25 protein-coding genes are annotated in these 25,936 nt (G+C 41.1%); 16 read left to right on the top strand and 9 right to left on the bottom strand.

Going from position 1 to position 25,936, the window contains the following annotated elements; translation table 11 throughout:
- Positions 1 to 836: asparagine synthetase B (locus tag ACO1R6_RS05595; RefSeq protein WP_486262912.1), on the top strand; the 836-nt coding region annotated here is incomplete at its 5' end.
- Between the two features lie 43 nt (positions 837 to 879).
- On the opposite strand, the gene ACO1R6_RS05590 is transcribed toward ACO1R6_RS05595, so the two are convergent.
- Positions 880 to 1,146, bottom strand: coding sequence for a hypothetical protein (locus ACO1R6_RS05590; RefSeq protein WP_486262911.1), 267 nt, complete (start codon positions 1,144 to 1,146; stop codon positions 880 to 882).
- A 272-nt stretch (positions 1,147 to 1,418) separates the two neighbouring features.
- On the opposite strand from ACO1R6_RS05590, the gene ACO1R6_RS05585 reads away from it, so the two are divergent.
- Positions 1,419 to 1,631 carry a hypothetical protein gene (locus ACO1R6_RS05585; RefSeq protein WP_486262909.1) on the top strand — a complete coding sequence of 71 codons (213 nt, stop codon included), beginning with the start codon at positions 1,419 to 1,421 and terminating at the stop codon, positions 1,629 to 1,631.
- A gap of 87 nt (positions 1,632 to 1,718) precedes the next feature.
- On the opposite strand, the gene ACO1R6_RS05580 is transcribed toward ACO1R6_RS05585, so the two are convergent.
- Entirely contained in the window at positions 1,719 to 2,306 is a 588-nt protein-coding gene (locus ACO1R6_RS05580) for a c-type cytochrome (protein WP_486262907.1), read from the bottom strand.
- Positions 2,307 to 2,619: 313 nt separating this feature from the next.
- Here ACO1R6_RS05580 and ACO1R6_RS05575 point away from each other — a divergent pair, with 313 nt between their 5' ends.
- The 5 genes from ACO1R6_RS05575 (at position 2,620) to ACO1R6_RS05555 (ending at position 7,145) form a co-directional block, all read left to right on the top strand.
- The gene (locus ACO1R6_RS05575) at positions 2,620 to 3,468 is read left to right on the top strand and encodes a phosphatase PAP2 family protein (protein WP_486262906.1); all 849 of its coding nucleotides are present in this window, start codon (positions 2,620 to 2,622) and stop codon (positions 3,466 to 3,468) included.
- A 218-nt stretch (positions 3,469 to 3,686) separates the two neighbouring features.
- On the top strand, positions 3,687 to 4,922 hold the full coding sequence (locus ACO1R6_RS05570) for a DEAD/DEAH box helicase (protein WP_486262905.1): 1,236 nt from the start codon (positions 3,687 to 3,689) through the stop codon (positions 4,920 to 4,922).
- Positions 4,923 to 4,997: 75 nt separating this feature from the next.
- Positions 4,998 to 5,279: a pyrimidine/purine nucleoside phosphorylase gene (ppnP, locus tag ACO1R6_RS05565; RefSeq protein ID WP_486262903.1), complete on the top strand. Its 282-nt coding sequence runs from the start codon at positions 4,998 to 5,000 to the stop codon at positions 5,277 to 5,279.
- A gap of 362 nt (positions 5,280 to 5,641) precedes the next feature.
- Positions 5,642 to 6,376, top strand: coding sequence for an SDR family oxidoreductase (locus tag ACO1R6_RS05560; RefSeq protein ID WP_486262901.1), 735 nt, complete (start codon positions 5,642 to 5,644; stop codon positions 6,374 to 6,376).
- A 64-nt stretch (positions 6,377 to 6,440) separates the two neighbouring features.
- The gene (locus ACO1R6_RS05555; protein WP_486262900.1) at positions 6,441 to 7,145 is read left to right on the top strand and encodes a DsbA family oxidoreductase; all 705 of its coding nucleotides are present in this window, start codon (positions 6,441 to 6,443) and stop codon (positions 7,143 to 7,145) included.
- 209 nt (positions 7,146 to 7,354) lie between these two features.
- Here the strand turns inward: ACO1R6_RS05555 and ACO1R6_RS05550 are convergent, their stop codons facing one another.
- A complete protein-coding gene (locus tag ACO1R6_RS05550) occupies positions 7,355 to 7,957 on the bottom strand; it encodes a porin family protein (protein ID WP_486262898.1) in 603 nt (200 codons plus the stop codon).
- A 349-nt stretch (positions 7,958 to 8,306) separates the two neighbouring features.
- Between ACO1R6_RS05550 and ACO1R6_RS05545 the strand changes: the two genes are divergently transcribed.
- Positions 8,307 to 8,708, top strand: a complete 402-nt coding sequence (locus ACO1R6_RS05545) for a GlcG/HbpS family heme-binding protein (RefSeq protein ID WP_486262896.1) — start codon at positions 8,307 to 8,309, stop codon at positions 8,706 to 8,708.
- 115 nt (positions 8,709 to 8,823) lie between these two features.
- Complete coding sequence (locus ACO1R6_RS05540) at positions 8,824 to 9,489, top strand: transmembrane-type terpene cyclase (protein ID WP_486262895.1); 666 nt, start codon at positions 8,824 to 8,826, stop codon at positions 9,487 to 9,489.
- Positions 9,490 to 9,552: 63 nt separating this feature from the next.
- Here the strand turns inward: ACO1R6_RS05540 and ACO1R6_RS05535 are convergent, their stop codons facing one another.
- The gene (locus tag ACO1R6_RS05535) at positions 9,553 to 9,903 is read right to left on the bottom strand and encodes a 4Fe-4S dicluster domain-containing protein (RefSeq protein WP_486262893.1); all 351 of its coding nucleotides are present in this window, start codon (positions 9,901 to 9,903) and stop codon (positions 9,553 to 9,555) included.
- 111 nt (positions 9,904 to 10,014) lie between these two features.
- Here ACO1R6_RS05535 and ACO1R6_RS05530 point away from each other — a divergent pair, with 111 nt between their 5' ends.
- Both ACO1R6_RS05530 and ACO1R6_RS05525 read left to right on the top strand, forming a co-directional pair.
- On the top strand, positions 10,015 to 11,025 hold the full coding sequence (locus ACO1R6_RS05530; RefSeq protein WP_486262891.1) for an acyl-CoA reductase: 1,011 nt from the start codon (positions 10,015 to 10,017) through the stop codon (positions 11,023 to 11,025).
- Positions 11,026 to 11,125: 100 nt separating this feature from the next.
- Positions 11,126 to 11,869, top strand: coding sequence for a hypothetical protein (locus ACO1R6_RS05525; RefSeq protein WP_486262889.1), 744 nt, complete (start codon positions 11,126 to 11,128; stop codon positions 11,867 to 11,869).
- 167 nt (positions 11,870 to 12,036) lie between these two features.
- Here the strand turns inward: ACO1R6_RS05525 and ACO1R6_RS05520 are convergent, their stop codons facing one another.
- The 3 genes from ACO1R6_RS05520 to arr form a co-directional block, all read right to left on the bottom strand.
- Complete coding sequence (locus tag ACO1R6_RS05520; protein ID WP_486262887.1) at positions 12,037 to 12,576, bottom strand: carboxypeptidase-like regulatory domain-containing protein; 540 nt, start codon at positions 12,574 to 12,576, stop codon at positions 12,037 to 12,039.
- Between the two features lie 219 nt (positions 12,577 to 12,795).
- On the bottom strand, positions 12,796 to 13,209 hold the full coding sequence (locus tag ACO1R6_RS05515; RefSeq protein ID WP_486262885.1) for a hypothetical protein: 414 nt from the start codon (positions 13,207 to 13,209) through the stop codon (positions 12,796 to 12,798).
- A gap of 189 nt (positions 13,210 to 13,398) precedes the next feature.
- Entirely contained in the window at positions 13,399 to 13,815 is a 417-nt protein-coding gene (gene arr / locus ACO1R6_RS05510; protein ID WP_486262913.1) for an NAD(+)--rifampin ADP-ribosyltransferase, read from the bottom strand.
- Between the two features lie 512 nt (positions 13,816 to 14,327).
- Here arr and ACO1R6_RS05505 point away from each other — a divergent pair.
- On the top strand, positions 14,328 to 15,278 hold the full coding sequence (locus tag ACO1R6_RS05505) for an NADP-dependent oxidoreductase (RefSeq protein WP_486262883.1): 951 nt from the start codon (positions 14,328 to 14,330) through the stop codon (positions 15,276 to 15,278).
- A gap of 228 nt (positions 15,279 to 15,506) precedes the next feature.
- On the opposite strand, the gene ACO1R6_RS05500 is transcribed toward ACO1R6_RS05505, so the two are convergent.
- Together ACO1R6_RS05500 and ACO1R6_RS05495 are read right to left on the bottom strand one after the other, a co-directional pair.
- Positions 15,507 to 17,411, bottom strand: coding sequence for a DUF3857 domain-containing protein (locus tag ACO1R6_RS05500; protein ID WP_486262881.1), 1,905 nt, complete (start codon positions 17,409 to 17,411; stop codon positions 15,507 to 15,509).
- A 112-nt stretch (positions 17,412 to 17,523) separates the two neighbouring features.
- Entirely contained in the window at positions 17,524 to 19,518 is a 1,995-nt protein-coding gene (locus ACO1R6_RS05495) for a transglutaminase domain-containing protein (RefSeq protein ID WP_486262880.1), read from the bottom strand.
- 507 nt (positions 19,519 to 20,025) lie between these two features.
- On the opposite strand from ACO1R6_RS05495, the gene ACO1R6_RS05490 reads away from it, so the two are divergent.
- The 4 genes from ACO1R6_RS05490 to yidC all read left to right on the top strand — a co-directional run bounded on the left by ACO1R6_RS05490 (position 20,026) and on the right by yidC (position 25,685).
- Positions 20,026 to 20,799 (top strand): SDR family oxidoreductase, encoded by a 774-nt coding sequence (locus ACO1R6_RS05490; protein WP_486262878.1) that lies wholly within the window; start codon positions 20,026 to 20,028, stop codon positions 20,797 to 20,799.
- Positions 20,800 to 20,882: 83 nt separating this feature from the next.
- Entirely contained in the window at positions 20,883 to 21,752 is an 870-nt protein-coding gene (locus ACO1R6_RS05485; RefSeq protein WP_486262877.1) for an ATP-grasp domain-containing protein, read from the top strand.
- 441 nt (positions 21,753 to 22,193) lie between these two features.
- On the top strand, positions 22,194 to 23,822 hold the full coding sequence (gene pyrG / locus ACO1R6_RS05480; protein ID WP_486262876.1) for a CTP synthase: 1,629 nt from the start codon (positions 22,194 to 22,196) through the stop codon (positions 23,820 to 23,822).
- Positions 23,823 to 23,840: 18 nt separating this feature from the next.
- Positions 23,841 to 25,685, top strand: coding sequence for a membrane protein insertase YidC (gene yidC, locus ACO1R6_RS05475; protein ID WP_486262874.1), 1,845 nt, complete (start codon positions 23,841 to 23,843; stop codon positions 25,683 to 25,685).
- Positions 25,686 to 25,936: the final 251 nt, after the last annotated feature.

Here is a 25,936-nt window from a genome sequence, read left to right as displayed (position 1 = left end):
TGGTGTTTGATGAAGAAGTGCTGGACCAGAAACTCCTCAAATATGATTGGCTGCACCTGCACCACGAAGATTTTACCGGCCAGTACGGCAAGTCGATGGGCCGCCGGCGGTACCAGGAACGCTTAATGGAGCAACAGGAAGCCGAGCGTTTAACCCAGAAATTTGGCTACAGCAAAGTTTCGCAGATGAAATTAGGTGTAGCCAAACGCATAAAAGAATACGTGGCCGGCGGAGGTTTTATGTTTGCGATGTGCTCGGCCACCGATACCTATGATATTGCCTTGGCCGCCGAAGGCATAGATATTGTAGATGCTATTTTCGACGGCGACGGTGTAGACCCCAGTGCCCAACAAAAGCTCGACTTTAACAAAACTTTTGCTTTTGAAAATTTTTCTATCAGTTTGAGTTCTTCGGACCGGGGTTTTTCCAGTATAGATAACAACCGCTGGGGACGTAACCTCGATCGGCAAAACGATTTTTTCCAGTTATTTACGTTTTCGGCCAAGTGGGACCCCATACCAACCATGCTCACGCAAAACCACGAGAAAACGATAAAAGGGTTTATGGGCCAGACTACGGCTTTTAAGAAAGAGCACGTAAAATCCGAAGCCACAGTTATGGGCGAAACCAAAGCCGCCGACGAAATCCGGTACATGAATGGCATTATAGGCAAAGGCACCTGGACTTTTTACGGCGGCCACGACCCCGAAGCTTACCAGCCACGCGGCGATGAAAACCCCACCGATTTATCTTTGCACCCCAACTCGCCGGGTTATCGCCTGATTCTGAACAATATTTTATTTCCGGCAGCCAAAAAGAAAAAGCAGAAAACTTAAAATAATAAAGGAGGAACCAATTGCTGAATCCTCCTAAATAAATTTATTTTTTGCCTTTTCCTTTACCGTGCTGGCCTTTATTGCCTTTGCCTGGTGCCTGGTGCGGATGTCCGTATTTTTTCTGCTGGCCCGGTGCAAAAGCTCTGGCCGATTGGTGACCATATACTTTTTTAGCGTGGCCAGGTGGCATACTCCTAACAGTGCGATGTCCGGGTACCGGATGATGAACAATTTTGGTAGTTCTACAACCCGAAACGCCTATTAATAATACCAGCAATATTATAAATGGTCTAATCAACTGTGTTTTCATGATTGAATCAAAAGGTGATGTGGATTAAAGCAGCAAAACCGTGCCAGATTTACTATATACAGATTAAAAAATATTCAACTTAAAATATTTTGTACTCAGTCTAACTTTACAAATTCATAATCAGTTTTTTGCATCTAACACAAAGAATAAATATTTTTTCCCTTAAAGGTCATTTTAAGAGTTGCACCTAATTATTCCAAACTTTACAACCATTTCCGGAAAATATCGCTTTATATAAAAACAATTATTGTGGTAACTTATATACAAAAGCTATGACCAATATTTTAAATGAAGTAGATACCCCCGATGCGCCCGCCATTGAGCATGAAGGCGAGAAAGTTTCGGGCAGCCCCGAACAGGCAACACCGGAAGAACAGGCCCAACCCGAAACCGGCGAAGAATTAATGCCGGACGAAGAAAGTAAAAAAGAAGAAATGACCGGTTATAACGAACATCCTGACCAAGAAAAAGTAGGCGGAGGTTAATTATTATTATAAAAAAAAGCGGCTTGTGGCCGCTTTTATTAATTTAATCAGCTTATATCCGCTGAATAGAATTATAAACCAATTGGGTTATTTTTTAAGCGATAAAATATAATCTACCATTTCCCCGGCATCGGCTTCTGATACGTTCGGGTGCGGACTCATGGGTATTTGACCCCAGGCACCTGCGCCACCTTTAATAATTTTACCTACCAGATAAGACCGGTTTTTGGCATTAGCCTCATATTTATTAGCTACATCTACGTAAGCCGGGCCAACTATTTTAGCATCGTCTTTGTGGCAAGCCAAGCAGTCAGATTTTGAAATTAAAGTTTTACCTTTTTCAACGCTTTTGCCAGCCGGCGAGTCTTTCACTTCGCCTTTAGGTACCGCAGCTATTACTACTTCGTTTTTATCTTTAGGAGCATCTTTAATTTTTTCGCCCGATGCCAAAGAATCAGTAATTGGCGGCATATCTGCTTTATTTGCCTCAGGAGTAGTTGTCTGGCCAGTACCTGTATTTTCGGTTCCTGCAGGCGTACTGCTGGTAGCTGCTGTATTGGTTTGGGGTTTGTAGTCCGGGTCGTAATATTCTTCGCCGGGTTGTTTCTCAGAACTGCCGCAGCTTACCAGGTAAAACATATTCAGGGCAGCTATGGCAAGCGTTAATTTTCTCATAGTTCAGAATAAATTTTTTAAATAAAAGATGTTGCTACCATTTGCCGCCTAAGCAAACGGTGCGGCAATATTAATTAATTAGTCTGGAATTAAATACCTTTAAGCAAATATAATAAAGCTTATAGCGCGCAAACTACCGCTCTAATACCCAATTCCCGCTACTAGCGCCTTTATACGCAATTTTACCAGATTCGATACTCCGGTTAATTAACGCCAACTTTTAATTTAATATATGGCCGCTCTTAAGTAACCAATTTGTTAATTTTTGCGCTTAATGCAGGTAAAACGAGTATTCTCACCAAATAATATTTTTATGAATATTCATACCCGCGTTTTAGTTAGTTTTAGCTTAGTTTTGAGTTTATTTGGGGCACCCGCGCTAGGCCAGGAAACCGACACTTTAAAAAAATTCCAAGCGCCAGAAGTACCTGTTGCCCCCAAAGAATCTTTTTTTAAGTCTAAAGCATTTAGGGCTACCATTGTACCGGCCGTTTTAATTGGCTATGGTGTTAGTACCATTGGCGATAATGGTTTTTACAGCAGCCACGATGCCCGCCGCGATATTTTAAGAAAATACCCCAATTTTGATACCTGGCTGGATGATCCCTTGCTGGTAGCGCCTTACGTAGAATTAGCCGTAGCCAACTTATTTAATGTAAAGTCCAGCCACGACTTCCTGAATACAACCCTTTTAATTATTAAAGCCGAAGCTATATTTGGCGTTACCGTGTTTGGCCTAAAAAGCATTACCAACATAGAGCGCCCTAACGGCGAGAACCGCGAATCTTTTCCGTCGGGGCATACGGCACAGGCTTTTTTGGCGGCTTCTATTTTACACTCAGAGCTGCGGTATAAAAGTAATTGGTACGGCGTGGGGGCTTACGCCATTGCCACCAGTGTAGGTGCTTTCCGGATGTTGAAAAATAAACATTGGCAATCAGATGTATTTGCCGGGGCGGGCATTGGTATTTTATCGTCGCACCTGGCTTACATATCGCACCGCAACCGGTGGGGTCGCAAACCTTTTACCGTGGTACCCACCTATTTGTACCGCACCCCTGCCCTGCACTTTGCCTTAGACCTGAATAAAATGGGCACCCGGTACCGCGATCGCATCAATTTGCCAAAGCAAAATTCAGCTTCGGAATACCACCTTAATTAATCTATATTTGCACCCGCTTAAACGGCGGTTTAAGGTTAAGCCAAATAGGTTTAATAAATACTGGTTTTATTTTAAACCGCAACGTATACTTTTAAGCTGGCCATAGGCCTTTAAGGCCGTAAAGTGTTGCCAAGTTTAAAATAGATCATTCTTTTACTAAGTTTTACCGGTAAACAGGTTTAGTAAACGTTACGGGTGCCGAGTTAAAAATAATAGCTATGAAATTTGAAGAATACAACATTTCTCCTGAAGTAATCCGGAGTTTAACCGAAGCCGGATTTAAGCGGCCCACCGATATTCAGTACAAAGCTATTACCCCCATTTTAAAAGGCGAAGATGTTCTGGCTATTGCCCAAACCGGCACCGGTAAAACGGCCGCCTTTGCTATTCCGGTATTACACCTGCTGCAAGATCGGAAACTAAATGCCAGCCGCACCGATGGCGTTAAATGCCTGGTAATGGTACCAACCCGCGAACTGGCCATCCAGATTACGGAAGTTTTTAACCAATTAGGCAAATATACCCGCGTAAAAGTTTTTGGCTTAACCGGTGGCGTAGAACAATCGCCCCAAATAGCACAATTAGAAAAAGGCGTTGATATATTAGTGGCTACACCCGGCCGGATGTTCGATTTGGTAAGTCAGGGCCATTTGAAATTGCACCGGGTAGAAATATTGGTGCTGGATGAAGCCGACCACATGTTGGATTTAGGCTTTATAAAAGATATTCAGGATGTACTTAAATTTATTCCCAAGCACCGGCAAACTTTGTTTTTTTCGGCTACCATAAACGAGAAAATTAAAAAACTGGCTTATTCGCTGGTGCACAAGGCCATTCGTATTCAGGTTTCGCCTAAAGATCCGGTGGCTAAAAACATCGATCACGCGGTTGCTTTTGTAGAAATGGACGACAAACGCTTTTTCCTGGAACGCTTAATTAAAGAAAATCCGGAAAATAAAATGTTGGTTTTTGTCCGGACGAAAATAAGAGCTGAACGCGTTATGAAAGCCCTGGAGCGGGTAAACCTGGAAGCCAAAACCATTCACGGCGACAAAGACCAACACGACCGGTTAGCGGTTATGCAACAGTTTAAACAAGGCCAGGTAAAAATACTTATTGCCACCGATGTAAGTGCCCGCGGCATACATATCGAAAACGTAGATTACGTAATAAACTACGACTTACCCGAACAAGCCGAAACGTATGTGCACCGCGTGGGCCGTACCGGCCGGGGTACCCAGAAAGGCCGTGCGGTATCTTTTTGCAGCACCGAAGAAAAACCAATATTAAAACAAATAGAAAGCTATCTCGATAAGCCCGTTAAAGTTTTAGAAATTACCAAATCTGATTACCACCAAACCATTGATTTTTCGGAAGATATTAATTACGATCTAAAATCTTTATTGCGGGAGGTAGATGAATTTGAAGAGAAGAAAAAGCGCAAGAAAAAGTAGCCCTGCTACAAATAAATTATTACTACATTCTAATTTTTTTATAACATTACCCCTTACAAACCAAAGTAAAACACCATGATTAATGTAAACGAATATTTTAATGGTCAGGTAAAATCCCTGGGTTACGAAACGCCAAGCGGTAAATCTACAGTAGGTGTATTGGAACCCGGCGAATACGAGTTTAGTACCTCGCAGGAAGAAATCATGACCATAATTGAAGGCGAACTAACCGCGTTTTTGCCTTTAAACCAGAACTGGCTGACTTTTACCCGAGGTCAGCATTTTGTTGTGCCGGCGCACACGGCGTTTAAAGTTAAAACCGACACCCAAACGGCTTATCTGTGCCAATATCGCTAAACCTCTAAACTGCCAAGCAATTTATTTACCGCTAAATTTACTTATAGCTACTTAGTAATCTATAATCTGATTAATCCGGCAAAACTTACCCGCTCTTTGCGCATAGGTTTACCCGGATTTTTTTTATGAACTGATTAAATCTAAAATAATTTAGGTTGATGCCGTAAACAGATGTAAAATACTCAACCCAATAACTAATTGAGCGCGTAAATACCCGTATGTATTAAAATAAAAAGTGTTTCTGCTTTAAATTTTAAAATGGTTGTTTTGATTTATTAATCTGCACAAGAACGTACCAGACATTTAAAACCAAAACAATTTTTATAATTATTAGGCAGCAGCGCTGATATTAATAATTTAAGATGAATTTAGCCCAAAATACAGTATTGATTACTGGCGGCGCTTCCGGCATTGGCTTAGCCTTAGCCGAAGGATTTTTAAAAGCCGGCAGTAAAGTAATTATTTGTGGTCGGCGCGCAGATAAGTTGCAAGAAGTAAAAGAGCAGTACTCGGCTATCCATACGTACGTTTGCGACGTAGGCCAGGAAAAAGACCGGTTGGCTCTATTTGCCTGGATTGAGGAAACATTCCCGCAACTGAACGTACTGGTAAATAATGCCGGAATTCAGCGGCGGGTACCACTCACCCAAACGCAGGAGTCGTGGCAAGCGCACCAGTCCGAAATTGCCATTAACCTGGAGGCGCCTATTCATTTGGCTTTGTTGTTTATACCACTACTACAAAAACACCCTGCTGCTGCTATTATAAATATTACCTCGGGGCTGGCGTTTGTACCCATGGCGCAGGCAGCAGTTTATTCTGCTACCAAAGCGGCACTGCACTCATTTACCCTGTCGTTAAGATACCAATTAAAAACTATCGGTATAAAAGTTTTAGAAATTGCCCCGCCAGCCGTTAATACTGATTTGGGAGGGCCAGGTTTACATACTTTTGGGGTACCTTTAAACGATTTTGCCGATGCCGTCATGAGTCGGTTAAGCAACGGCGAAGAAGAAATAGGCTACGGCACCTCAGAGTTCTCGCGAAATGCCTCTCGGGCCGAATTAAACGAGGTATTTAACCGCATGAACCCTTAACTTAATCTATTTGTTTAAAGAGAATAGTGTTCCGGCACTTATTTATTTAATCGTAATAAAAAACATGAAAATAGAAATCTGGTCCGATATAATGTGCCCGTTTTGCTACATTGGTAAACGCAAATTCGAAAATGCACTGGCGCAGTTTGATCCAAAAGAAAACATCGAAATTATTTGGCGTAGTTACCAGCTAGACCCAACCATGGCGTATGAGCCGGGTAAAACAATTCACGAAGTTTTAGCTGATAAAAAAGGCTGGAGCCCTGCCCAAGCCCAGCAAATGAACCAACAGGTAAGCGCCATGGCCCGCGAAGTTGGTTTAGACTATCATTTAGACCAGGCTATTCCGGCTAATACGTTGCTGGCGCACCAATTTACCCATTTAGCCGCCGCCCATCATTTACAAGACCTGGCTGAAGAACGCTTGTTTAAAGCTTACTTTACCGAAGGTAAAAATATTGGCGATGTAGAAACGCTGGTGCAGTTAGGGGAAGAAATTGGTTTACCGGCAGCAGCAGTTAAAGAAGCCCTTAAGAATAAGACTTATGTGGCTGCCGTGCAAAAAGACTTTACCGAAGCACAACAGCTTGGTGTACGGGGTGTACCTTTTTTTGTATTTAACCGCAAATACGCCGTATCGGGAGCACAACCAACCGAGTTGTTCCTGCAAACGCTTAACCAGGTTTGGGAAGAAGAAAAACCAGCTAGCCTGTTGGTAGCCGGAGGGGCAAATGGCCCGGCCTGCACAGACGATAGTTGTGAAATTTAATCATAGCCAACAGCGCTTTATTTTTAAACCAGAATATTAACTTTTTGCCTTTAGATAATTTTCTTTTTGAAATTGAAGTTTGGAGATAATATAACTTCAATCAGCTAAATCAATTCAAATATTATGGTTTAATAAAAGCAGCGCCTAAAAATAAAAAAAGCTTGCCTTCTGAACAGAAAGCAAGCTTTTTTATTTTTTAGGTCTTTTGATTATTTACCTAGTAGTTTAAAGCCTAAGCTTAAAATAAACTGGTTATTATCTACATCAAAACTAGTGCTGGAATTGGTAAAATCGCGGCGTACGTTTTCGTAGCGTAAATCGGCAGTAAAGCTACCAATATCAAAGCCAACACCCGCTTGCCAACCCCAATCTGATTTGTTCATGTAATCTTCCAGCTTCTGGTCGCCTAGTTTACCATTAACCAGTACAGAGGCCACCGGACCAGCTTGAACGCGGGCAAAATTAAAGAAATTATAACCTACCATAATGGGTACATCTAAACGGTTAAACGTTATTTTTTCGGTGTTTACGTTTGTGCCGCTGCCGGTATCGGTAATTTCAATTTTTCCACCGGTAGATGTAAAGTACGCTTCGGGTTGTAAAGAAAAGTTAGCCGCTTTTAACCTTAAAAAACCACCCACATGGTAGCCGGTAATATCGTCGGATGCTTTAAAATCCGATACAGAACTGCGTATATTTTTAATATCTACTTTAGAAGTACTTGCCCCGGCTTTTACCCCAAGAGCAACCTGCGCCTGCGCCACCACCCCCGTGGTAAACATGGCTAAGAAAAGGAAAAGCAATTTTTTCATAAGAATTTAAATTAATATTTTACGGTACAAAAAGAATAAAGTAAAATTTATTCGGTTTTTAATCCAGCTTGCAATTATTAAACCAATTCAGAAAAGAATTTCATATTCGCCATCACTATTTTATTTAAAATATTAACAAACAACAACTTATAAGTGAATAAATTTTGAAATTTGCTGGTAAATATTACTGTATGCATAGGTTTGTAAAAATATTCAGCCCCAGAATAGTATGCGTTTTCAGTTGTAACCCTACACACGCTTTCTTAACGCTAACACATCTTTTATACTGGCATTGCCAACATTTACCTTATTCATAAGTTAAATAATTGTTTCACTATAAATATTAATCATGAACATTACTTTAGAACAAGCCCAAAGTGCCGTAAAAGCGGCTCAGGAAAAAGCCACCGCTTTAGGCGTAAAAATGAATATTGCTGTAGTTGATGCTGGTGCTAACTTAACGGCCTTTGCCCGCATGGATGGGGCCTGGTTGGGCTCTATTGATATTGCCATCCGGAAAGCCCGTACTGCCCGCTTCTTTGATATGAATACCGGTGAAATAGGAAAATTATCGCAGCCCGGCGGCCCCTTGTACAACATAGAACATTCTAACACCGGCTTAATATCTTTTCCCGGCGGTATTCCCATTAAAGACAATAGTGGCGAAATTATTGGCGCTATTGGGGTATCGGGCAGCACCGTAGAAGACGACCATGCCGTAGCCGAAGCTGGTCTGAACGCGCTTACCTAATTTACTTACCGGAAGTTTAAACGAGTATTAGCCGGTGCTTGGGGATTTAACTTAAAGTACCCGGCATTAAAATGTATTCTGGTAACGTACATGTTGCTGGGGTAAAGCTATAGGTATGCTTAAAAACCCGATTCCTTTAAATCCTACGTTAGAGGTCTGGCTGCAGGTAGGTAGCGGCCTCTTCTGGACCATAACCTATTTATTAATTTTGCGCCGCGGCTATAAAGATAACACGTATGGCATGCCGGTGCTGGCTTTATGTGCTAATTTATCCTGGGAGTTTACTTTTGCCTTTGTTTTTCCGCACCCTAAGCCCCAGCTATACATTAACTACATCTGGCTTTTGTTCGATACGGGCATTCTGGTCCAGTTTTTATATTATGGCCGCTCTCATTTTGCCCGCCACCTGCTGCCCGATAAATTATTTTATCCGTCGTTTTTGCTTACGTTAGTGTTAGCGGCTTTAACCATAATTTTAATTTCTTACGAGTTCGAGGAATTTATTGGTATTTACGCAGCATTTGGCCAGAACCTGCTTATGTCGGTTTTGTTTATTTCTATGCTGCTGCAAAGGCAAAATATTAAAGGGCAGTCGGTGTATATTGCTTTATTCAAAATGATAGGTACGGTTTTACCTTCCATTTTATTCTACAATTACTTTCCCAAATCTTATTTACTTATTTTGCTTTACCTGAGCATTTTTGTATACGATACTATTTATTTAATTTTATTGTACAATCGAACCAAAGCCGCCGGTTTAAATCCCTGGCGGCGGTGGTAACTCAAATAAAAAGCCTGTTCTGATCAGAACAGGCTTTTTTATTAAATACTTTAACCGGCAAGCTTAAACTTCGGCGTGCAGCCATTGTTTTTTAGCCAGTAATTCATCTTCGGTTTCGCGGTAATCCGGGTCATCAACGCAGCAGTCTACAGGGCAAACCGCGGCACATTGCGGCTCTTCATGAAAACCGGTACATTCTGTACATTTATCTGAAACAATGTAATAATATTCTTCCGAAATGGGAGTCTGGGGAGCAGTGCCCGCCACAATCTCGCCACCATCAATCTCTACCTCGGTTAACGCTGTACCACCGCCCCAGGTCCACTGAACACCACCTTCATAGATAGCTGTGTTCGGGCACTCTGGTTCACATGCGCCGCAGTTAATACATTCGTCCGTGATCATTATAGCCATTATCGTATCTCCTATTAATTTTTATTATTTTTGTTTCCCAAAAATTTCCGGCAAAAGTAGAAACAATCCGTAACACATCAAATATTTACTTTACAATCTTTAAATCAAACCATGACCTTACCCGAACGCCTGGCTGCCTTTGTCTCCTTAGGAGAAAAATTCAAAAATTTAGATCCGGAGCAAAAAGCATTTTTGCTAGCCCGGGCCCGCAATGCCAATTCCTGGTTCGACGAAAGGAATGTAACTAATGCCTTAAACGGAATTATTTACCTTCTGGATAAGGAAAACCTGCAAGATTGGCTTTTTGTTTACAATTTAGAACCGGTAAACCCCAAAAAAGTAGGTGTAATCATGGCCGGCAATATTCCCATGGTTGGTTTTCACGACTTTATGAGTGTACTGCTGTCGGGCCATAACCTATACGCAAAATTAAGCTCCGAAGACAATGTGCTGATGAAAATAGTGGCACAACAACTAATTGACATAGAGCCCCGCTTTGCCGACAAAATAAATTTTGTTCATTTACTCAAAGATGTAGATGCCATTATTGCCACCGGCAGCGATAACACCGCCCGCTACTTCGAATATTATTTTGCGCAAAAACCACATATTATCCGCCGCAACCGCACCAGTTTAGGCGTTTTGTCTAGCGCTGAAACCGAGGCTGATTTTAAAGCCTTGGGTGAAGATATATTCCGGTATTTTGGCCTGGGCTGCCGCAACGTTTCTAAAATATATGTACCCGAAAATTATTCTTTTACTCCTTTTTTCGAGGCAATAGAATCTTTTAGCTATATTCTGGACCACAACAAATACCAGAATAATTACGATTACAATAAATCTATTTTGCTGGTAAACCGCGCGCCGCATCTGGATAATGGTTTTTTACTTTTAAACGAAAGTGAGCAGCTAGTTTCGCCAATAAGTGTTTTGTTTTACCAGACCTATACATCTCCAGAACACCTGAAACAATTATTAGCGTCGGTACAGGAAAAAACCCAGGCTATTGTGTCAGCGAGCGGTTGGTACCCCAACAGTATAGCGTTTGGGCAGGCACAGTGCCCGGCCGTATGGGATTACGCCGATGGTGTAGATACCATGGCTTTTTTAGCCGCGCTGTAGTTATCTAAATTTCTAATGCTGGCGAACTGATGTAACAGCCAGCCAAGTAATCTAGTATTAAATACCAGACCGGTTTACTTATTATGGTCCAATATTGCTTATGCTGCTAAATAAATCTGATTTAACCATTGCCACCATTACGCTGGCGCGTACGCCCGAGGAGGAGAAGTTGTTAGAGCAATCTTTAACTGCTTTAGCCGCCTTAGAATTGCCGGTTTTTGTAACCGATGGAGGATCCAGTCCGGCGTTTATAGAATTCCTGCACTACTTTAAAAATTTTACGGTTCTTCGGCCCGAAGCAAAAGGCGTATGGCCGCAGGCGAAAAGCAGTGTTTTGGCCGCCCATGCTACCGGTAAACCTTTTATATTGTATACCGAACCCGATAAGTTAAATTTTTTTCAGGATTATTTACCCACTTTTATCGGCCATGCCCCGGCTAAACAAAACGTAGGTATAACGTTGGCCAGCCGGTCAACAATGGGTTTTAACTCTTTTCCTGCTTTCCAAAGAACCACCGAAACCGCCATTAATGCCTGTATAGCCGAAGTAACCGGTAAGTCTTTTGATTTTACGTACGGGCCTTTTATTTTAAACAGCAACCTGGCCCCCTACTTAAACCAGGTAACCGATGATTTGGGTTGGGGTTGGCGCCCGTATATGTTTGGCCTGGCGCACCGCTTAGGTTTTACCTTAGAAAGCTACGAAGCTGATTTTGCCTGCCCTACCGACCAACGCGAAGACTCGCCGAATGAGCGCATTTACCGCATGAAGCAACTTTCCCAAAATATCCAGGGTTTGGTATTCTCAACAGCGGTAAATATTTCTAATCCTGAATCGAATTAACTTCTCTACCAGATTACAGAAATTACTGGTAATGCTTTTTAAACATTAGAACTTTCCCAGATAACAATACTAAGGTTAAATAAAACAGGAAGTAAAACCAAGGTCTAGAACTTTATTAAACCTTAGTTTTTTCGAGCAAAAGAACATGCCTGGCTATTCCGGACCGGCTAATTTATTATAAATTCCTGGGTAAGCAGTTGGGTTACGTTAGCCTCTACCTGTACATTGGTTTTTACTTGCGTTTGCTGGTCTTTAAATAAGCTATCCAGGCGCGCTGCTTTGGCTTGGGGACCATCTAATCTATTTAGCGGCTGGTCGTTTAGGAGCGGTTCTAAAGCTGGTGCAAACCTGGTTTTATAGTAGTTTAATTTTTTAGGTGCGTTGCCCGAAATAAATATCAGGCTATACGTATCGGCTGGCAAATTATTAAAAGCATAACTTCCATCGGCATCAGTTTTGGCCTGAAAATATCTGTTTTTAAATAAATCTGATGAAGTTGCGGTATTATGGGTTGTGGTGGTAGAAACGGCGTAAATGGTAGTACCCGCATCGGGCAGTTTATTTTTATCTTTTTGGTACGAAACCAAACCTTTTATTTGGCCGGTAGCCGAAACGGCTTCAGGATTAGTATTATTTTCTTTACCGGTACTCGTGCTGCAAGCATTTAAAATATAAAACACCAGCAAACCCCATCCTATTCTTTTCATCCTATGGCTTAATATTTAAATCATTAAATCAGCCATAGTATACCTTTGCATGGGTATTTTGTTATAAAAATTTAGTAGAATATTTTAAAAAATCTGCCAGAAACCGGGCGTAAATTGTAAAAAGAAGTTCCTGCTGGAAAAGCAACTAAAGAAAAAGAAATAAATGTTTATAAAATCTGACCTGCTTATTTGGAATATGAAGGATTCAGCATAAAATCCTTATTTGCTTAGTAGCCAATTTAAACCATCGGTTCGGTTATTAAACAGTTTTATCTGTAGAGCAATATTCAATTTTTCGGTTGCCTGGCTTGTTACCTGGGCCGTTCTTTTGTCGGCAGTGGTTATTTTGGTGTTTACGCGGGCTAGTTTCTGCAGGCGGGATTTAGATAAAGTAAAAATAAAACTTTCGACGATACCGGCGTACACATCATCTTCAATTTGATCAACTAAAACATTGCTGCTATCCAGCAATAATCTTTTAATATCATAATTTATAATATTTCTGGCAATAATATCTAAGCTAGACTCCAGTTCAGAAATACCAAACTGTGAGGCATTGGGTAATTCCACCATTAAAATATCAGTTGTTGGTTGATAGTCGAGCGAAATCAGTCCATTACTGTAGATTACCATATAAATATTATATAGTACAAATATAAGAATATTTCAGGATTATAGCTATTGTTTAAAAAGAAGCATTATCTAGCGCCTGCCAACTAAACTTAGCTAAGCCTTATCTTAAAGAAGTTCTATTACCCAAACCTTATCTTAGAATTTTTCAAATCTAAGTAAGCTAAATAACTGCAGGCATATTAAGCTATTTTAATCGTTTAGCGACTTAATACCTTGTTCTTTAAGCTTTTCTAAGACGTCTTTCATGGCTTTAACCTGTTCTGGTGCGTGCCCTTGCCAAACGGTAACTTCTCCTACAACTTTAAACGGATGGGTTGAGCGGTAAGATTTTGATGGATTACCCGGGAATTTTTTATCGGTTAAATCAGGGTCGTCTTCAATGGGTCCAGTTGGTTCTACTAAATAAATTCTTTCTCGTTCTTCTCCAAAGGCTAGTTCAGCCCCCCAAATAGCGGCATCAATGGTTGCGGACAGGAAAATGTATTTCGCATTCTTTCTTTGTCCGTAGTTAGAGTTAAAACCAACCTGAATAAAATCTCCAATTTTTAAATCAGCTCTTGTTCCGTGAAAATAAGTTTGTTGAAACGGGGTATGGATAGTAGCCACGGAATTATTATTAGTGTTCTGGCTCATGTTTTTAAATACTTAGTTAGTTTTTTTATTAGCAATTAGATAAATCTGGATAAGCAGGATTTTAAGAATACTGATTGCATCAATTTAGTATTCAATCAATTCAGGCCCGGCAAAAGCTGCGGTAAGTACAATCGCGCCGATGTAACGATGTATAAACTTATTGCTGCCTTCCCTGTTTTAATATGCATAACATTTACTAACCAGTTTATCTTAATAAATAATTATCTTAGTAATAAAGATAATTAAATCTAAACTTCATCTGCAAGTTTTTTGAATTATAATCGACCAAGTTAAGCTATAACAAAGTTGGGGCGGTGGTTTACGAACGGATATTAACTTACTAATTATTAGGTTAACTACACCTTTATCAATTCAGGTAGGCTAAGTTTAACTTTGTTTTATTAAGAACAAACCCGGTTCAGATGAGTAAAATATTAAGGTATTAATACTGGTACTGTAAATTAATTACTAAACCCATAACAATTATGGCCAAACAAATGAATGCCGCTTACTATGAAGAATTTGGCGGGAAAGAGAAAATAAAGGTCGGTATTTTACCGGTACCCGAATTAAAAGAAGGCGAAGTGCTGATTAAAGTAAAAGCCACCAGTATTAACCCGGTAGATGCTGCTGTACGCGAAGGTTATTTAAGTAGCTTTATTCCGGTAAATTTTCCGGCTATTCCGGGTTGGGATATTGCCGGTGTAATAGAAGACAGGGGTTACAGTGCCCGCCGCCTGAACGTAGGCGATGAAGTGTATGCGTATGCCCGCCGCCCGGTAGTGCAGTACGGCACCTTTGCGGAGTACCTGGTAATTCCGGAAAGTTATATCGCTCTTAAACCTAAAACACTCTCCTTCGAAGAAGCCGCCGGCATTCCGCTCGTGGGCCTGACCGCTTATCAATCGCTATTTGACGCTGGCGGGTTACAGGCCGGACAGAGCGTATTAATTTTAGGCGCTTCGGGCGGCGTTGGTAGCCTGGGCATACAATTAGCCAAATACGCGGGTGCCGAAATAATTGGTGTAGCCAGTGCTAAAAACCACAACTTTATGCGCGAGTTGGGTGCCAACCACACCATCGATTATAAAAACGCTAACTTAAGTGAAGAAATAAAGAAAATATTCCCCGACGGGGTAGATCTAATATTTGATGCGGCTAGCGGCGAAACCCTGAAAAACAGCTTAGGTGCTTTAAAAACTAATGGCAAACTGGTATCTATCCTCAACCACGGCGAAGATTTAAATCCGGGAATAAACTTCCAGTACGTTTTTGTGGAACCCAGTTCGCGGCAATTAGCGCACTTGGCCGAAATAGCCGATGCGGGCAAATTAAAAGTGCACGTAAGCCAACGCTACGCTTTAGCCGAAACAGCTAAGGCGTTTGAACAAATTGAATCGCATCATACCACCGGAAAAATTGTAATTGTGCCTTAATAATATGTAAAGCAATTTATTTTATTAAACAGCACAATGAAACTTTAGCCATATTTAACCTTGGTTTAATAGCGTATTTTTAAATCTGCTTGTTAACAAGGATTTATGATAAGTTTAATAAAAAAAGGTGTCCGCAATAAAGCAGACACCTTTTATGGTTTTGATATACAGCAAGTATTACATTATTATAGGCCTTTAAACCAGAATTACCTAAGTGCTGTTACCTTCTTACTTTGCTACCAACACCACCTGCATTTTATCGGCTTTGCTGATTTTGCGGTAAAACTCCTGCAGTTCCGGGTAAGTAGTGCTGGGGTAACGTCCTTTGTGCCGGGTAAAGGTGCGCTGATAGGTTAAAACATCGTTTTCTAAAACATAAGTAGTGGTATATTCTCCAAATACCGATTGAATGGTTTGATTTTCCGGCAAAGCCTCTACCTGAAATACACCTTCCGGCAATTTATATTGAATGACATCGGTATCTTTGAAAGCCCATTCGGTTACCACTTCTAACTTCCGGTTATCAATTTTGGGCGGAATATTCCGGATTTGATTCATCAAGTTAGGCGTCAGGAAAAGCCGTTTACCGCTTTGCGCTCCGTATTTAGCAATATTTATCTCTAATTTTTCGGTTACCTGGGGCAAGCGAGCTTTTTCCTGATTAAAGGCATATTTTACAATATTGAAGTTAGGTATCTGAATTTGGTTGTACAGGTATTTTTTCTGGTCTTCGGTAGTAGCTGTTAATAAACTGCTTACCTCATCTTGTTGCAAACCGGAATAAACAGTTTGGATAGTAGCACTGGCATTGCCGTTAGGCTCCAGCAACACCGTGGCATTTCTTTTTTGCTGATTTTGGTTGGCACCGTATGAAGGGGTTTTTACAATTTTCCCGCCTTCTGGTGTAATAAGCAGCGCGTGGCGGTTGCCGGTAAAATGCCCGGCGTAGCCCAAAGATGCCGTTTGGCTGGTACACTCTAACCAAACCGAGTCCTTGGCCTGGGGCACACACAACACCACGTGGTTAAACTGGTTACTCGGAAAATCAACCTGGATATCGTCTTCATCTTCGCCAGCCCGGATTAAGGTATAAAACGAAGATACTCCTACAGCTTTTAACATGGCGTGCATGTAATTAGAAAGCGCTTTACAATCGCCGTAACCTTTGCTGTCTACAAAACTGGCTTCAAACGGCTGAAAACCGCCAATACCTAACTGAATACTTACATAGCGGGTATTGCTTTGCAAATAGGCATACAATTTCTGGATTTTGCTTAAATCGTCGGGGGCATCGGCCACCAGGGCCTGAAGCTTTGCCACGGTAGCTGGTGGTAGTTTATCTTTACCGGTATTTAGCTGGGTTATCCATTTGCCAAACCCGGCCCAGCTTTCCATATTACCTTTAAAACCTTCAATTTCAAAATCGTTAGGAGCGGTATACACCGTTGGCCACAATTGCGAGAATGATGGTTGAAATGGTATTTGCTCTTGCGCTTCCATATTTTTAACCTGCCAGGCATACACTTCATTTTTATCGGCGGTGCTAATAGCGGGTTTTGCGGTTAGGTTTACGGCTTTGTACCGGAACTTTAAATCCTGCGGAACAACTACCTCAAACTTAGCCGCCTCTACCGATACATGGGGTTCGTGCTGCGGTTGCCAGGCCGGATAAAACAATAAACCATTGTAAGCAATTTCGTACTCGAACTCTACGGTATAGGGGTATTGTACATGGGTTAAACGGGCGGCTTTTACGCGGTTATCTTCATAAATCGAAAAATCTGAAATGGCGCTCATGTCCTGAATATCAGATTTTTTCAAGGACTTTAGTTCCTTGCCGGCTTGGTCGTACAGGGTGCCTTTAATGTAATTTACCTTACTTAATTTATCGTAGGGTACATATACGTAAGCTTGCCGGGCGGCTTTTTCGTTTAAAATAGTAACAGCATAATATACTTTCCGGACGGCACTGTTAATGGACTTAACCGTAAAAGTTGTTTCGTGGGTGCGGATTACGGCCTGGGCATTTTCTTTTAAATTAGCGGGTAAAGTAGCCGTATCATATTTATTAGCCGGGGCTAAAAAGCTGAGGCCCGTGTAGAGGGCAACCAGCGATATAAAATTTAACAACATTTTAATTATTTATCTTCATTAACCGGAGTGGTAGAAAAAAGAAACTTTCGGAATATTCTAAATAAATATTTCTCCGTTAAATATTTCTTCTTTCTGCCCCCTGACTTTTCGGTTAGTTTGCTTTTTTCAGTACAATTTGCTCAGCGTGTTTCGAGATAACCATGGTATAAAACTCTTTTAAGAAATTATACTCAGCGGCCTGGAACGTGGGTCGGTTAATATTTATTTTGCTCATTACATTTATGGTGTTACCAATGGCGGTTACACTATATGTAAAGCGTCCACCGTTTTCGGGCAAGGTAATAATGGCATTTTTAGGCTGTTCTTCTACTTTAAAACCTTCCGGAATGGTGTAAGAAAACAAGTATGTTTCTTCTATGGGCGTAGCAAAATCAATCGGGAATTTACGGTTCTCTAATTTAAACGGGTTTTCCTTTTCGCCCATGTTTTGCATCGGGTTTAAATAAATTACATTAACGGGGCTAGACTGGCCAGCGAGGTTTACTTCTAAACTCATTTTCAGAGCCTCGGCCGGTGCAGCCGCATTTACAATCGCGAATTTATCTATCTCCCATTCGGTTAATTTTTTCCGGAAATTTTCCACGTATTTTTTTTCACCGTCTGTCTGAATATTTTTACGCACTTGCAGCGCCGTATAGCCATTGCTAATGGTTTCCATTTTACCCTTAATGGAGTTGTCGTTGCCAATGGTTAAGAACGATTGCGACGTATGGCTGGCTTTAGCACCCGGCAATAAATTTACCCAGCGGGTTTCCTGGGTATTTACCAACAAACCTTGCCCGTTTAAACATTTAACAGGCAAAATATTGGGCAATGCCAAGGGTTCAGTAGCATCCAGCAAATAATCTTTTTCGTCTATTCTAACGTGGCCAATTACATAATCAAACTTAGAAATATTCGGGAACGAGGTGCTGCCTACATAGCCATTGTCTCGGGTACTTAATATTACCGGGTTTGCCTCCAGCCCGGCTTCTTTTAGCATGGCCACTAATAATAAATTAATTTCGGCAGAGCTGCCCACTTTGGTATCGAGCACTTTGCGCAGGTTATTCTGGGCAAATAACTGTTCCTGGTTATTGTATTTAATATTGGTTTTAACGTAGTCGTACAGGGCAGTCATTTTCTTTTCGGGCTCTTTTAGGTTGGCTACTAAAGGCGCAATGGTTTCTTTTACAAAGCCCGATTTATTTAACTGGGTGCCAAAACGCTCGCTGGCCAGCAAATTGCCGCAAACACTTCGCCAGGAACTATTATAGGTTTCGTAAACCTGCCCCGGAATAGTAAAGTGCCCTAATTCAAACTCTATTTTAGAAACAAAATTATTTACTGATGTCATGTAGGGCTCGCGCCGGATGGCCGGCACATCTTTCATAATCCAGTGGAACTCGGTGCCGGAGGCTTGCCCCACAGATGGCCCTAAGTAAATATTAATGGGCTTGGTTTCATTAACGTGAAAACCTTCGTAGCCCTGCGACATTTTTTTATAATCAAAATATTCTGGTATAGCGGTGGTGTACTCACTCCATACCACCGGAATGGTATGCTGAAAAGTCCAGTCGCGAAGGTTAAAGAAAAATACCGATTGCACCTGGTACGTGAATTCAATTACTGAGCCCTCCTTTACATTGGGCATGGTAAATTTTTTGGTGGTCCAGTTGTCGGTGCTTTTTTCTTCAAACACCGATTCTTTGGTGAGTTTGTGGTTTACCATTTTGCCATCCTCTAAATTATAAGTAGCGCCTTTTAAGTTATTTAAAATTTCGCGGGTGGCATTGTTCTTTTGGTAAAGGGGTACCGATACATCAGCCCAGTTATAACCCGACTTTTTAAGAATTTTTATTTTAACGTGGCGGTCAAAATTTAAAACCAAGCCCAGGCCCGGATTTACACTAAAGTAAGATTTACCGGCATCGTACAAAACAACTGCACTGGCACTGGTATCCTGTTTATAATGAGTCATCTTCAGATCTTCGGCCGAAATGTTACCCATCTTCAAAAAGGTATTGCCCGCACCTTGCTGGGCTTTGGTTGGTGTTACGTAGAATAAGAATAAAATTAAAACGTAAGCGCAGTAGAGTTTTTTCATTTTATAAAGATTTTTACAACGCTATATTATTAAAAATTAACTAAATAACGATATTCTAATAATAAAATATTGAGTATTTATAATATTTCTAAATAAAATTGCAACCATAAACCTTTTAAAAACGTAAGGGCCATTCCTTTTTACCACAAAACTGCTGTTTCTACCCGCCAGTTAACCAATCTTCTTGGCAGTTAAATAAAATCAGTTTATAGCTCATACTTTATTGTTATATAACCACTTACCTCCTTTATCTAAAAATTTTATTTAAAAATAACTATAACTTGTTTTTACTTTTAAAGTTAACAGAGGCTGTTTACAGGTAGAAATGCTTGAACATTATCCAAAATTGTAAAAGCGCTTTTTTGTTTACAACTGAATAAGCTATTCTCCTGCGGCACCAACAAAATATTTATAAGACAAACCTCCTTATTATTTATATAATTATATCCCAAATAGGGTTTAAGCGTATGAAATATATTGTACTTTTAGAACACTTGGTTTTTAAAAATGGAAAACAGAACTAAATGGCATTTACAGGGTAAGCGAGCCTTGGTTACGGGCGGAACAAAAGGCATTGGAAAAGCCATTGCCGATGAATTTTTAAGTTTAGGAGCCGAGGTAATCGTGGTGGCCCGTAAAGCCGCCGATATAGATCAGGTAGTGCGGGAATGGCAAAGCCGGCAATTACCGGCATACGGCCTCACCGGCGATATGAGCCGCCCAGCCGACCGGCAGCTTATAATTGAACAAATTGGCCAGAGATGGGGTGGTCTAGATATTCTGGTAAACAATGTGGGTACCAACATCCGGAAAAGAACCGAAACGTACGCCGAAAGCGAGTACCAACTTTTACTTAATACCAATTTAACTTCGGCGTTTCATCTTTGTCAATTAGCTTACCCTTTATTCAAGGCTCGGCCGCAAAGCCGGGTTATAAATATTTCGTCGGTGGCTGGTTTAACGCAGGTACGCACCGGCGCCATTTACGGCATGACCAAAGCCGCCCTAAACCATTTAACAAAATATTTAGCAGTAGAGTGGGCGCCCGATAATATTCTGGTAAATGCCATTGCCCCTTGGTACATTCAAACGCCTTTAGCCGATGCCGTACTAAAAAATCCGGAATATTTACAGCAGGTACTAGACCGCACGCCTTTAAAACGGGTGGGAGAACCCGCCGAAGTAGCCGCCGCAGCGGCTTTTTTATGTATGCCGGGCGCTAGCTACATTACTGGCCAATGCTTAGCCGTTGATGGCGGTTTTTCGGTTTACGGATTTTAATTTGTCCGTAAAAAAAATCATTTAATATATATTCTGACCTAATTATTACTTCTTCAATTCAAAACGAACGTAAAAAGCACTCCATGCAAATTGCTTTGGTTACTTACCACGATGCCGGCCAGTATCCGGGCGAAGGCGCTACCGAAGATGCGCAATTACACCAATATTTAACCCGGAAAAACTTACAGGTAAATTTCGAGATTTGGACCGAACCCCAGGTACCATGGCAACAATACCATGCGGTTATATTAAAGTCGCCGTGGGATTATTTTGATAAAATAGAAGCATTTATGGCTTGGTTGGATTTACTCGAAGCGCTAAAAGTAAAAACCTTAAATCCGGTGCCGGTGGTGCGGTGGAATACAAATAAAAAATATTTACTGGACATAGAAAAAGCCGGGTTTGCTATTGTACCTACGGCTATTTTACCGCAACAAACAACTTTTGTAGCCGCAACCTATTTCGAGCAATGGCAAACCAAAACCTTAATCGTAAAACCGGCGGTAAGCGGTGGTGCCAAAAATACTTTTTCTATCTCGGTAACCAATGCTGCCGAACTTGAAACCCAAATTAACTTTCTTTTAAATACCGAAGACTATTTGGTACAACCGTTTATACCCGAAGTGAAAAGCCAGGGCGAATGGTCGTTGTTATTTTTTAACGGTAAGTTTAGCCATGCTGTCCGGAAATTACCCAAAGCCGGCGATTTTAGGGTGCAACATTATTTTGGCGGAGCCATTATTCCGGCCACCCCCTCGCCTGCCGTACTGGATTACGCCCAAAATTTAGTTAATAAATTTGCGGCCGGTTGCCTGTATGCCCGCGTTGATGGAATTAATAGCAACGGCAACTTTAGGTTGATGGAACTGGAATTAATTGAACCTTTGCTTTACCTGCAAAACCAACCTCAGCACTACCAAAATTATTATCAGGCTTTGCGTCAGCTTATGTAACCAATATTACTTCTCCGCAATAAAGGTAAACCCATTTTATTACCGCAAAATTCTGATATATCTAAGCCGCTTATTATTTCAATTTCGAACTGAATCAGGTGCCTTGGGTGGTGTTATCGCCGCTCATTATTTTGCCTGGTTCTGTTTACTTTCTGGTGAAAATAGTTGGCAAGAAATAATATTTTAATTGGTTCTAAAACACGAATCTAATTCTTAAAAATTATTTTGCTTCTAAAAACGGTTGCTGCGTTATAATTTAATTTAGAAATATGATTAAAAGAAATATTAATCTGTTAAAATGTTGACTATTAACTAATAACCACAGATGCATTCAAAAAACCCACTATCACTTTAGTAAAGTTCTGGCTTAATTCCTGATTTTAAATTCTTTATTCTAAGATTATATCCGTACCTTTGTATTCCATAAGACTTACTCAACTTATGGCTTCCAAATATATTTTCGTTACTGGCGGAGTTACTTCGTCGTTAGGCAAAGGCATTATTTCAGCTTCTTTGGCTAAATTATTACAAGCGAGAGGTTTCTCGGTTACCATCCAAAAATTTGATCCATATATAAACATCGACCCCGGTACCCTGAACCCGTATGAGCACGGCGAGTGCTTTGTTACCGACGATGGGGCTGAAACCGATTTGGATCTGGGGCATTACGAACGTTTCTTAAATGCGCCCACTTCGCAGGCCAATAACGTTACTACTGGCAAAATTTACAATTATGTAATTACCCAGGAACGTCAGGGTGCTTACCTGGGCAAAACCGTACAAGTGGTGCCGCACATTACCGACGAGATTAAACGCAGATTACTGTTGTTGGGCCAAACCGGCCAGTACGACATTGTAATTACTGAAATTGGCGGTTGCGTGGGCGATATTGAATCTTTGCCTTTTATCGAATCGGTACGGCAGCTCCGGTGGGAATTACCCGCCAACGATTCGGTGGTTATTCATTTAACTTTATTGCCCTTTTTGCGGGCTGCCGGCGAACTAAAAACCAAACCTACCCAGCACTCAGTTAAAGCGCTTTCCGAAGCCGGCGTGCAACCCGATATTTTGGTGTGCCGGTCAGAGCATTCCATTCCGCCAGAAATGCGCCAGAAAATTGCGCTTTTCTGTAACGTAAAAGTAAATTCGGTGATTGAATCTTTAGATGCCGATACCATTTACGACGTGCCTTTACTTATGCGCAAAGAAAAATTAGACGAGCGCGTTATTAAAAAGCTGAAGCTAACCTCTAAAGAAGACCTGAACCTCGATAGCTGGAAAGAATTTTTAGGCCGCTTAAAAAATCCAACGGCCGAAGTACACATTGGTTTGGTAGGTAAATACGTAGAGTTGCCCGATGCGTACAAATCTATAACCGAAGCTTTTATTCACGCCGGTGCGCATAATGAGTGCAAAGTACATGTGCATACCATCCAATCAGAACACCTTAACCGGGAAAATATTCACCATAGTCTCCATCACCTCGATGCCGTTTTGGTAGCACCGGGTTTTGGCGCGCGGGGTTTCGAAGGCAAGTTAGAAGCCATCCGGTTCGTGCGCGAAAATAAAATACCTTTCCTGGGCATTTGTCTGGGTATGCAGTGCGCTGTAGTAGAATTTACCCGCAATGTTTTGGGATATACCGAAGCAACATCCACCGAAATGAACCCTGAGACACCGCATCCGGTTATAGATTTAATGGACAGCCAGAAAGAAATTACCCAAAAAGGCGGAACCATGCGGTTGGGCGCGTATATTTGCGAACTTAAAAAAGGAACCAGGGCCCATAATATTTATGGAAAAACCCGGATAAGTGAAAGGCACCGGCACCGGTATGAATTTAACAACAACTATTTAGAGCAATTAGAACAACACGGCATGATAGCTTCGGGCATAAATCCCGATAATAACTTAGTAGAAATGATTGAGTTACAAAACCACCCTTGGTTTGTGGCTTCGCAATTTCACCCGGAGTTAAAAAGCACCGTTCAGAATCCACATCCTTTATTTGTGAAGTTTATCAAAGCCGCCATCCATTACCAGAAAAACAAAAACCAAGTACTTATTTAATTATTAGAATCACCCACAATGGATAAAAATCAAGCCATAGGCTTAGTACTTATATCAGTTATGCTGATTTTGTACATGACTTTCTTTTCTACTGAACCAATAAAGAAAGAAGCGCCGGCGCCCAGTACATCGGCGGCTACTGTTAGCCCGGCAACGCCGCCAGTCAATCAACCTTCCGATTCGGTGTTGCAAGCCAGAAAAGTGACTGCTTTGGGCGCCTTTGGTACAGTAGCAACCGGCACTGTACAGCAAAGCATCCTCCAAAACGAAAACTTAAAAGTTTCTTTCGAAAGCAAAGGAGGCCAGGTAAACGAAGTAGTTTTAAAGAAATACAAAACGTATGACCAGAAGCCGCTGATATTGTTCGACAAAAATAGCAGCACAACCGATATCAGCTTCCGGACCCAGGACAACCGGATTATACAGCTTTCTGATATCTATTTTACGCCGCAACCGGTTAAAACTACCGGCGATGCTGCTAAACCTACGCAGGTAATAACTTACCGCGCCGAACTCGGCCCGAACCAGTACATTGAACAGGTTTACGCTTTACCGGCAAACTCTTACCTGATTGATTATAAACTTAATTTTGTTGGTTTAGATGGATTAATGGCTAATGCACCCTTGCAGTTTACCTGGAGCGACCGCCTGAAACGGGTAGAGTTTGACCTAAACCAGAACCGTGAAAGATCACGGTTAAACTACATGACTGCCAATGAAGATTTTGACTATATTACCGGTAAAGCAGATGAACCCGAAGCCGCTACGATAGAAGAACCTATTAAATGGGTCTCTAACAAACAAAACTTTTTCTCGGCGGCTATAATTGCCAAAAATAATTTTAGCAAAGGTAATTTTAAGAGCTCTTTTAACGATAAAGATACCACCGAGGTAAAAACATTTGCTACGCAGCTGCAAATTCCGGCGCAGGATGTGCTGTCGGGCAAAGGAAATTTCCAGTATTATTTTGGCCCGAACGATTACCAGATTTTAAAAACCTTACCCGCCGATTTCCAGAAAAACATTGATTTGGGCTGGGGAGTTTTTTCCTGGGTAAATAAATTAATTGTTATCCCAGTTTTTAATTTCCTGGAAAAATATTTTACCAATTACGGTATCATTATAATTCTGCTGGTGGTGTTTATTAAAGTATTACTTACACCGCTTACTTACAAGTCGTATCTATCTATGGCTAAAATGAAGATTTTAAAACCCGAAATTGATGCCATTAAGGAGAAACACCCCGATGATATGCAGAAAACCCAACAGGAAACCATGAAGCTGTACTCTACCATGGGCGTTAATCCCATGAGTGGTTGCGTGCCTATGCTGTTGCAGATTCCTATATTATTTGCCCTACTCAACTTCTTCCCGAACTCTATTGAGTTGCGGCAGCAGCCCTTCCTGTGGGCCCACGACTTATCTACTTACGATGTATTTACCCGCTTGCCGTTTACCATTCCGTTTTATGGCAACCACGTAAGTATGTTTACCTTGCTCATGACCTTGTCTACTATTTTGTACACCTGGTCTAACAACCAAATGACCACCATTCAGGGTCCGATGAAGTTTTATTCTTACCTGATGCCGGTAATGATTATGTTTGTGGTAAACTCTTTTGCCGCTGGTCTGAGCTTTTATTACTTTGTTTCTAATATTGTAACGTTTGCGCAACAAGCTATTATTCGCCGGTTTGTAGACGACAATAAAATCCGGGCTAAACTGGAAGAAAATAAAGAAAAAAACAAAGACAAAAAGCCAGGTGGTTTCCAGAAACGTTTACAAGATGCTATGAAAGCCGCTTCCGAAAGAGAAGCGCAGCAGAAAAAAGCATCCGAAGCACCCAAAAAAGGTAAGAAATAGATTGAGTATTTTTATAAATCAGAAGAGCCTGGAATTAATATTTCCAGGCTCTTTTGCTTTTATTAAGCAGCTTACATCTATCAAAACCAGTCCCCCAAACTATATACCATAGCAGGTATCTTACCAATAAAAATTTTACGCAGCTTTTGCTCCTGCGTAAGACCATTTACATCTAAATAACAAACCTTTTTTTAATTAGATGATCCCCACTTTATATAGCTTCTCATATAATCTGAGGTAAAATATTGCAG

This window comes from Adhaeribacter sp. (genome assembly GCF_057359045.1).
This window is presented reverse-complemented; position numbering and strand designations above follow the sequence as displayed.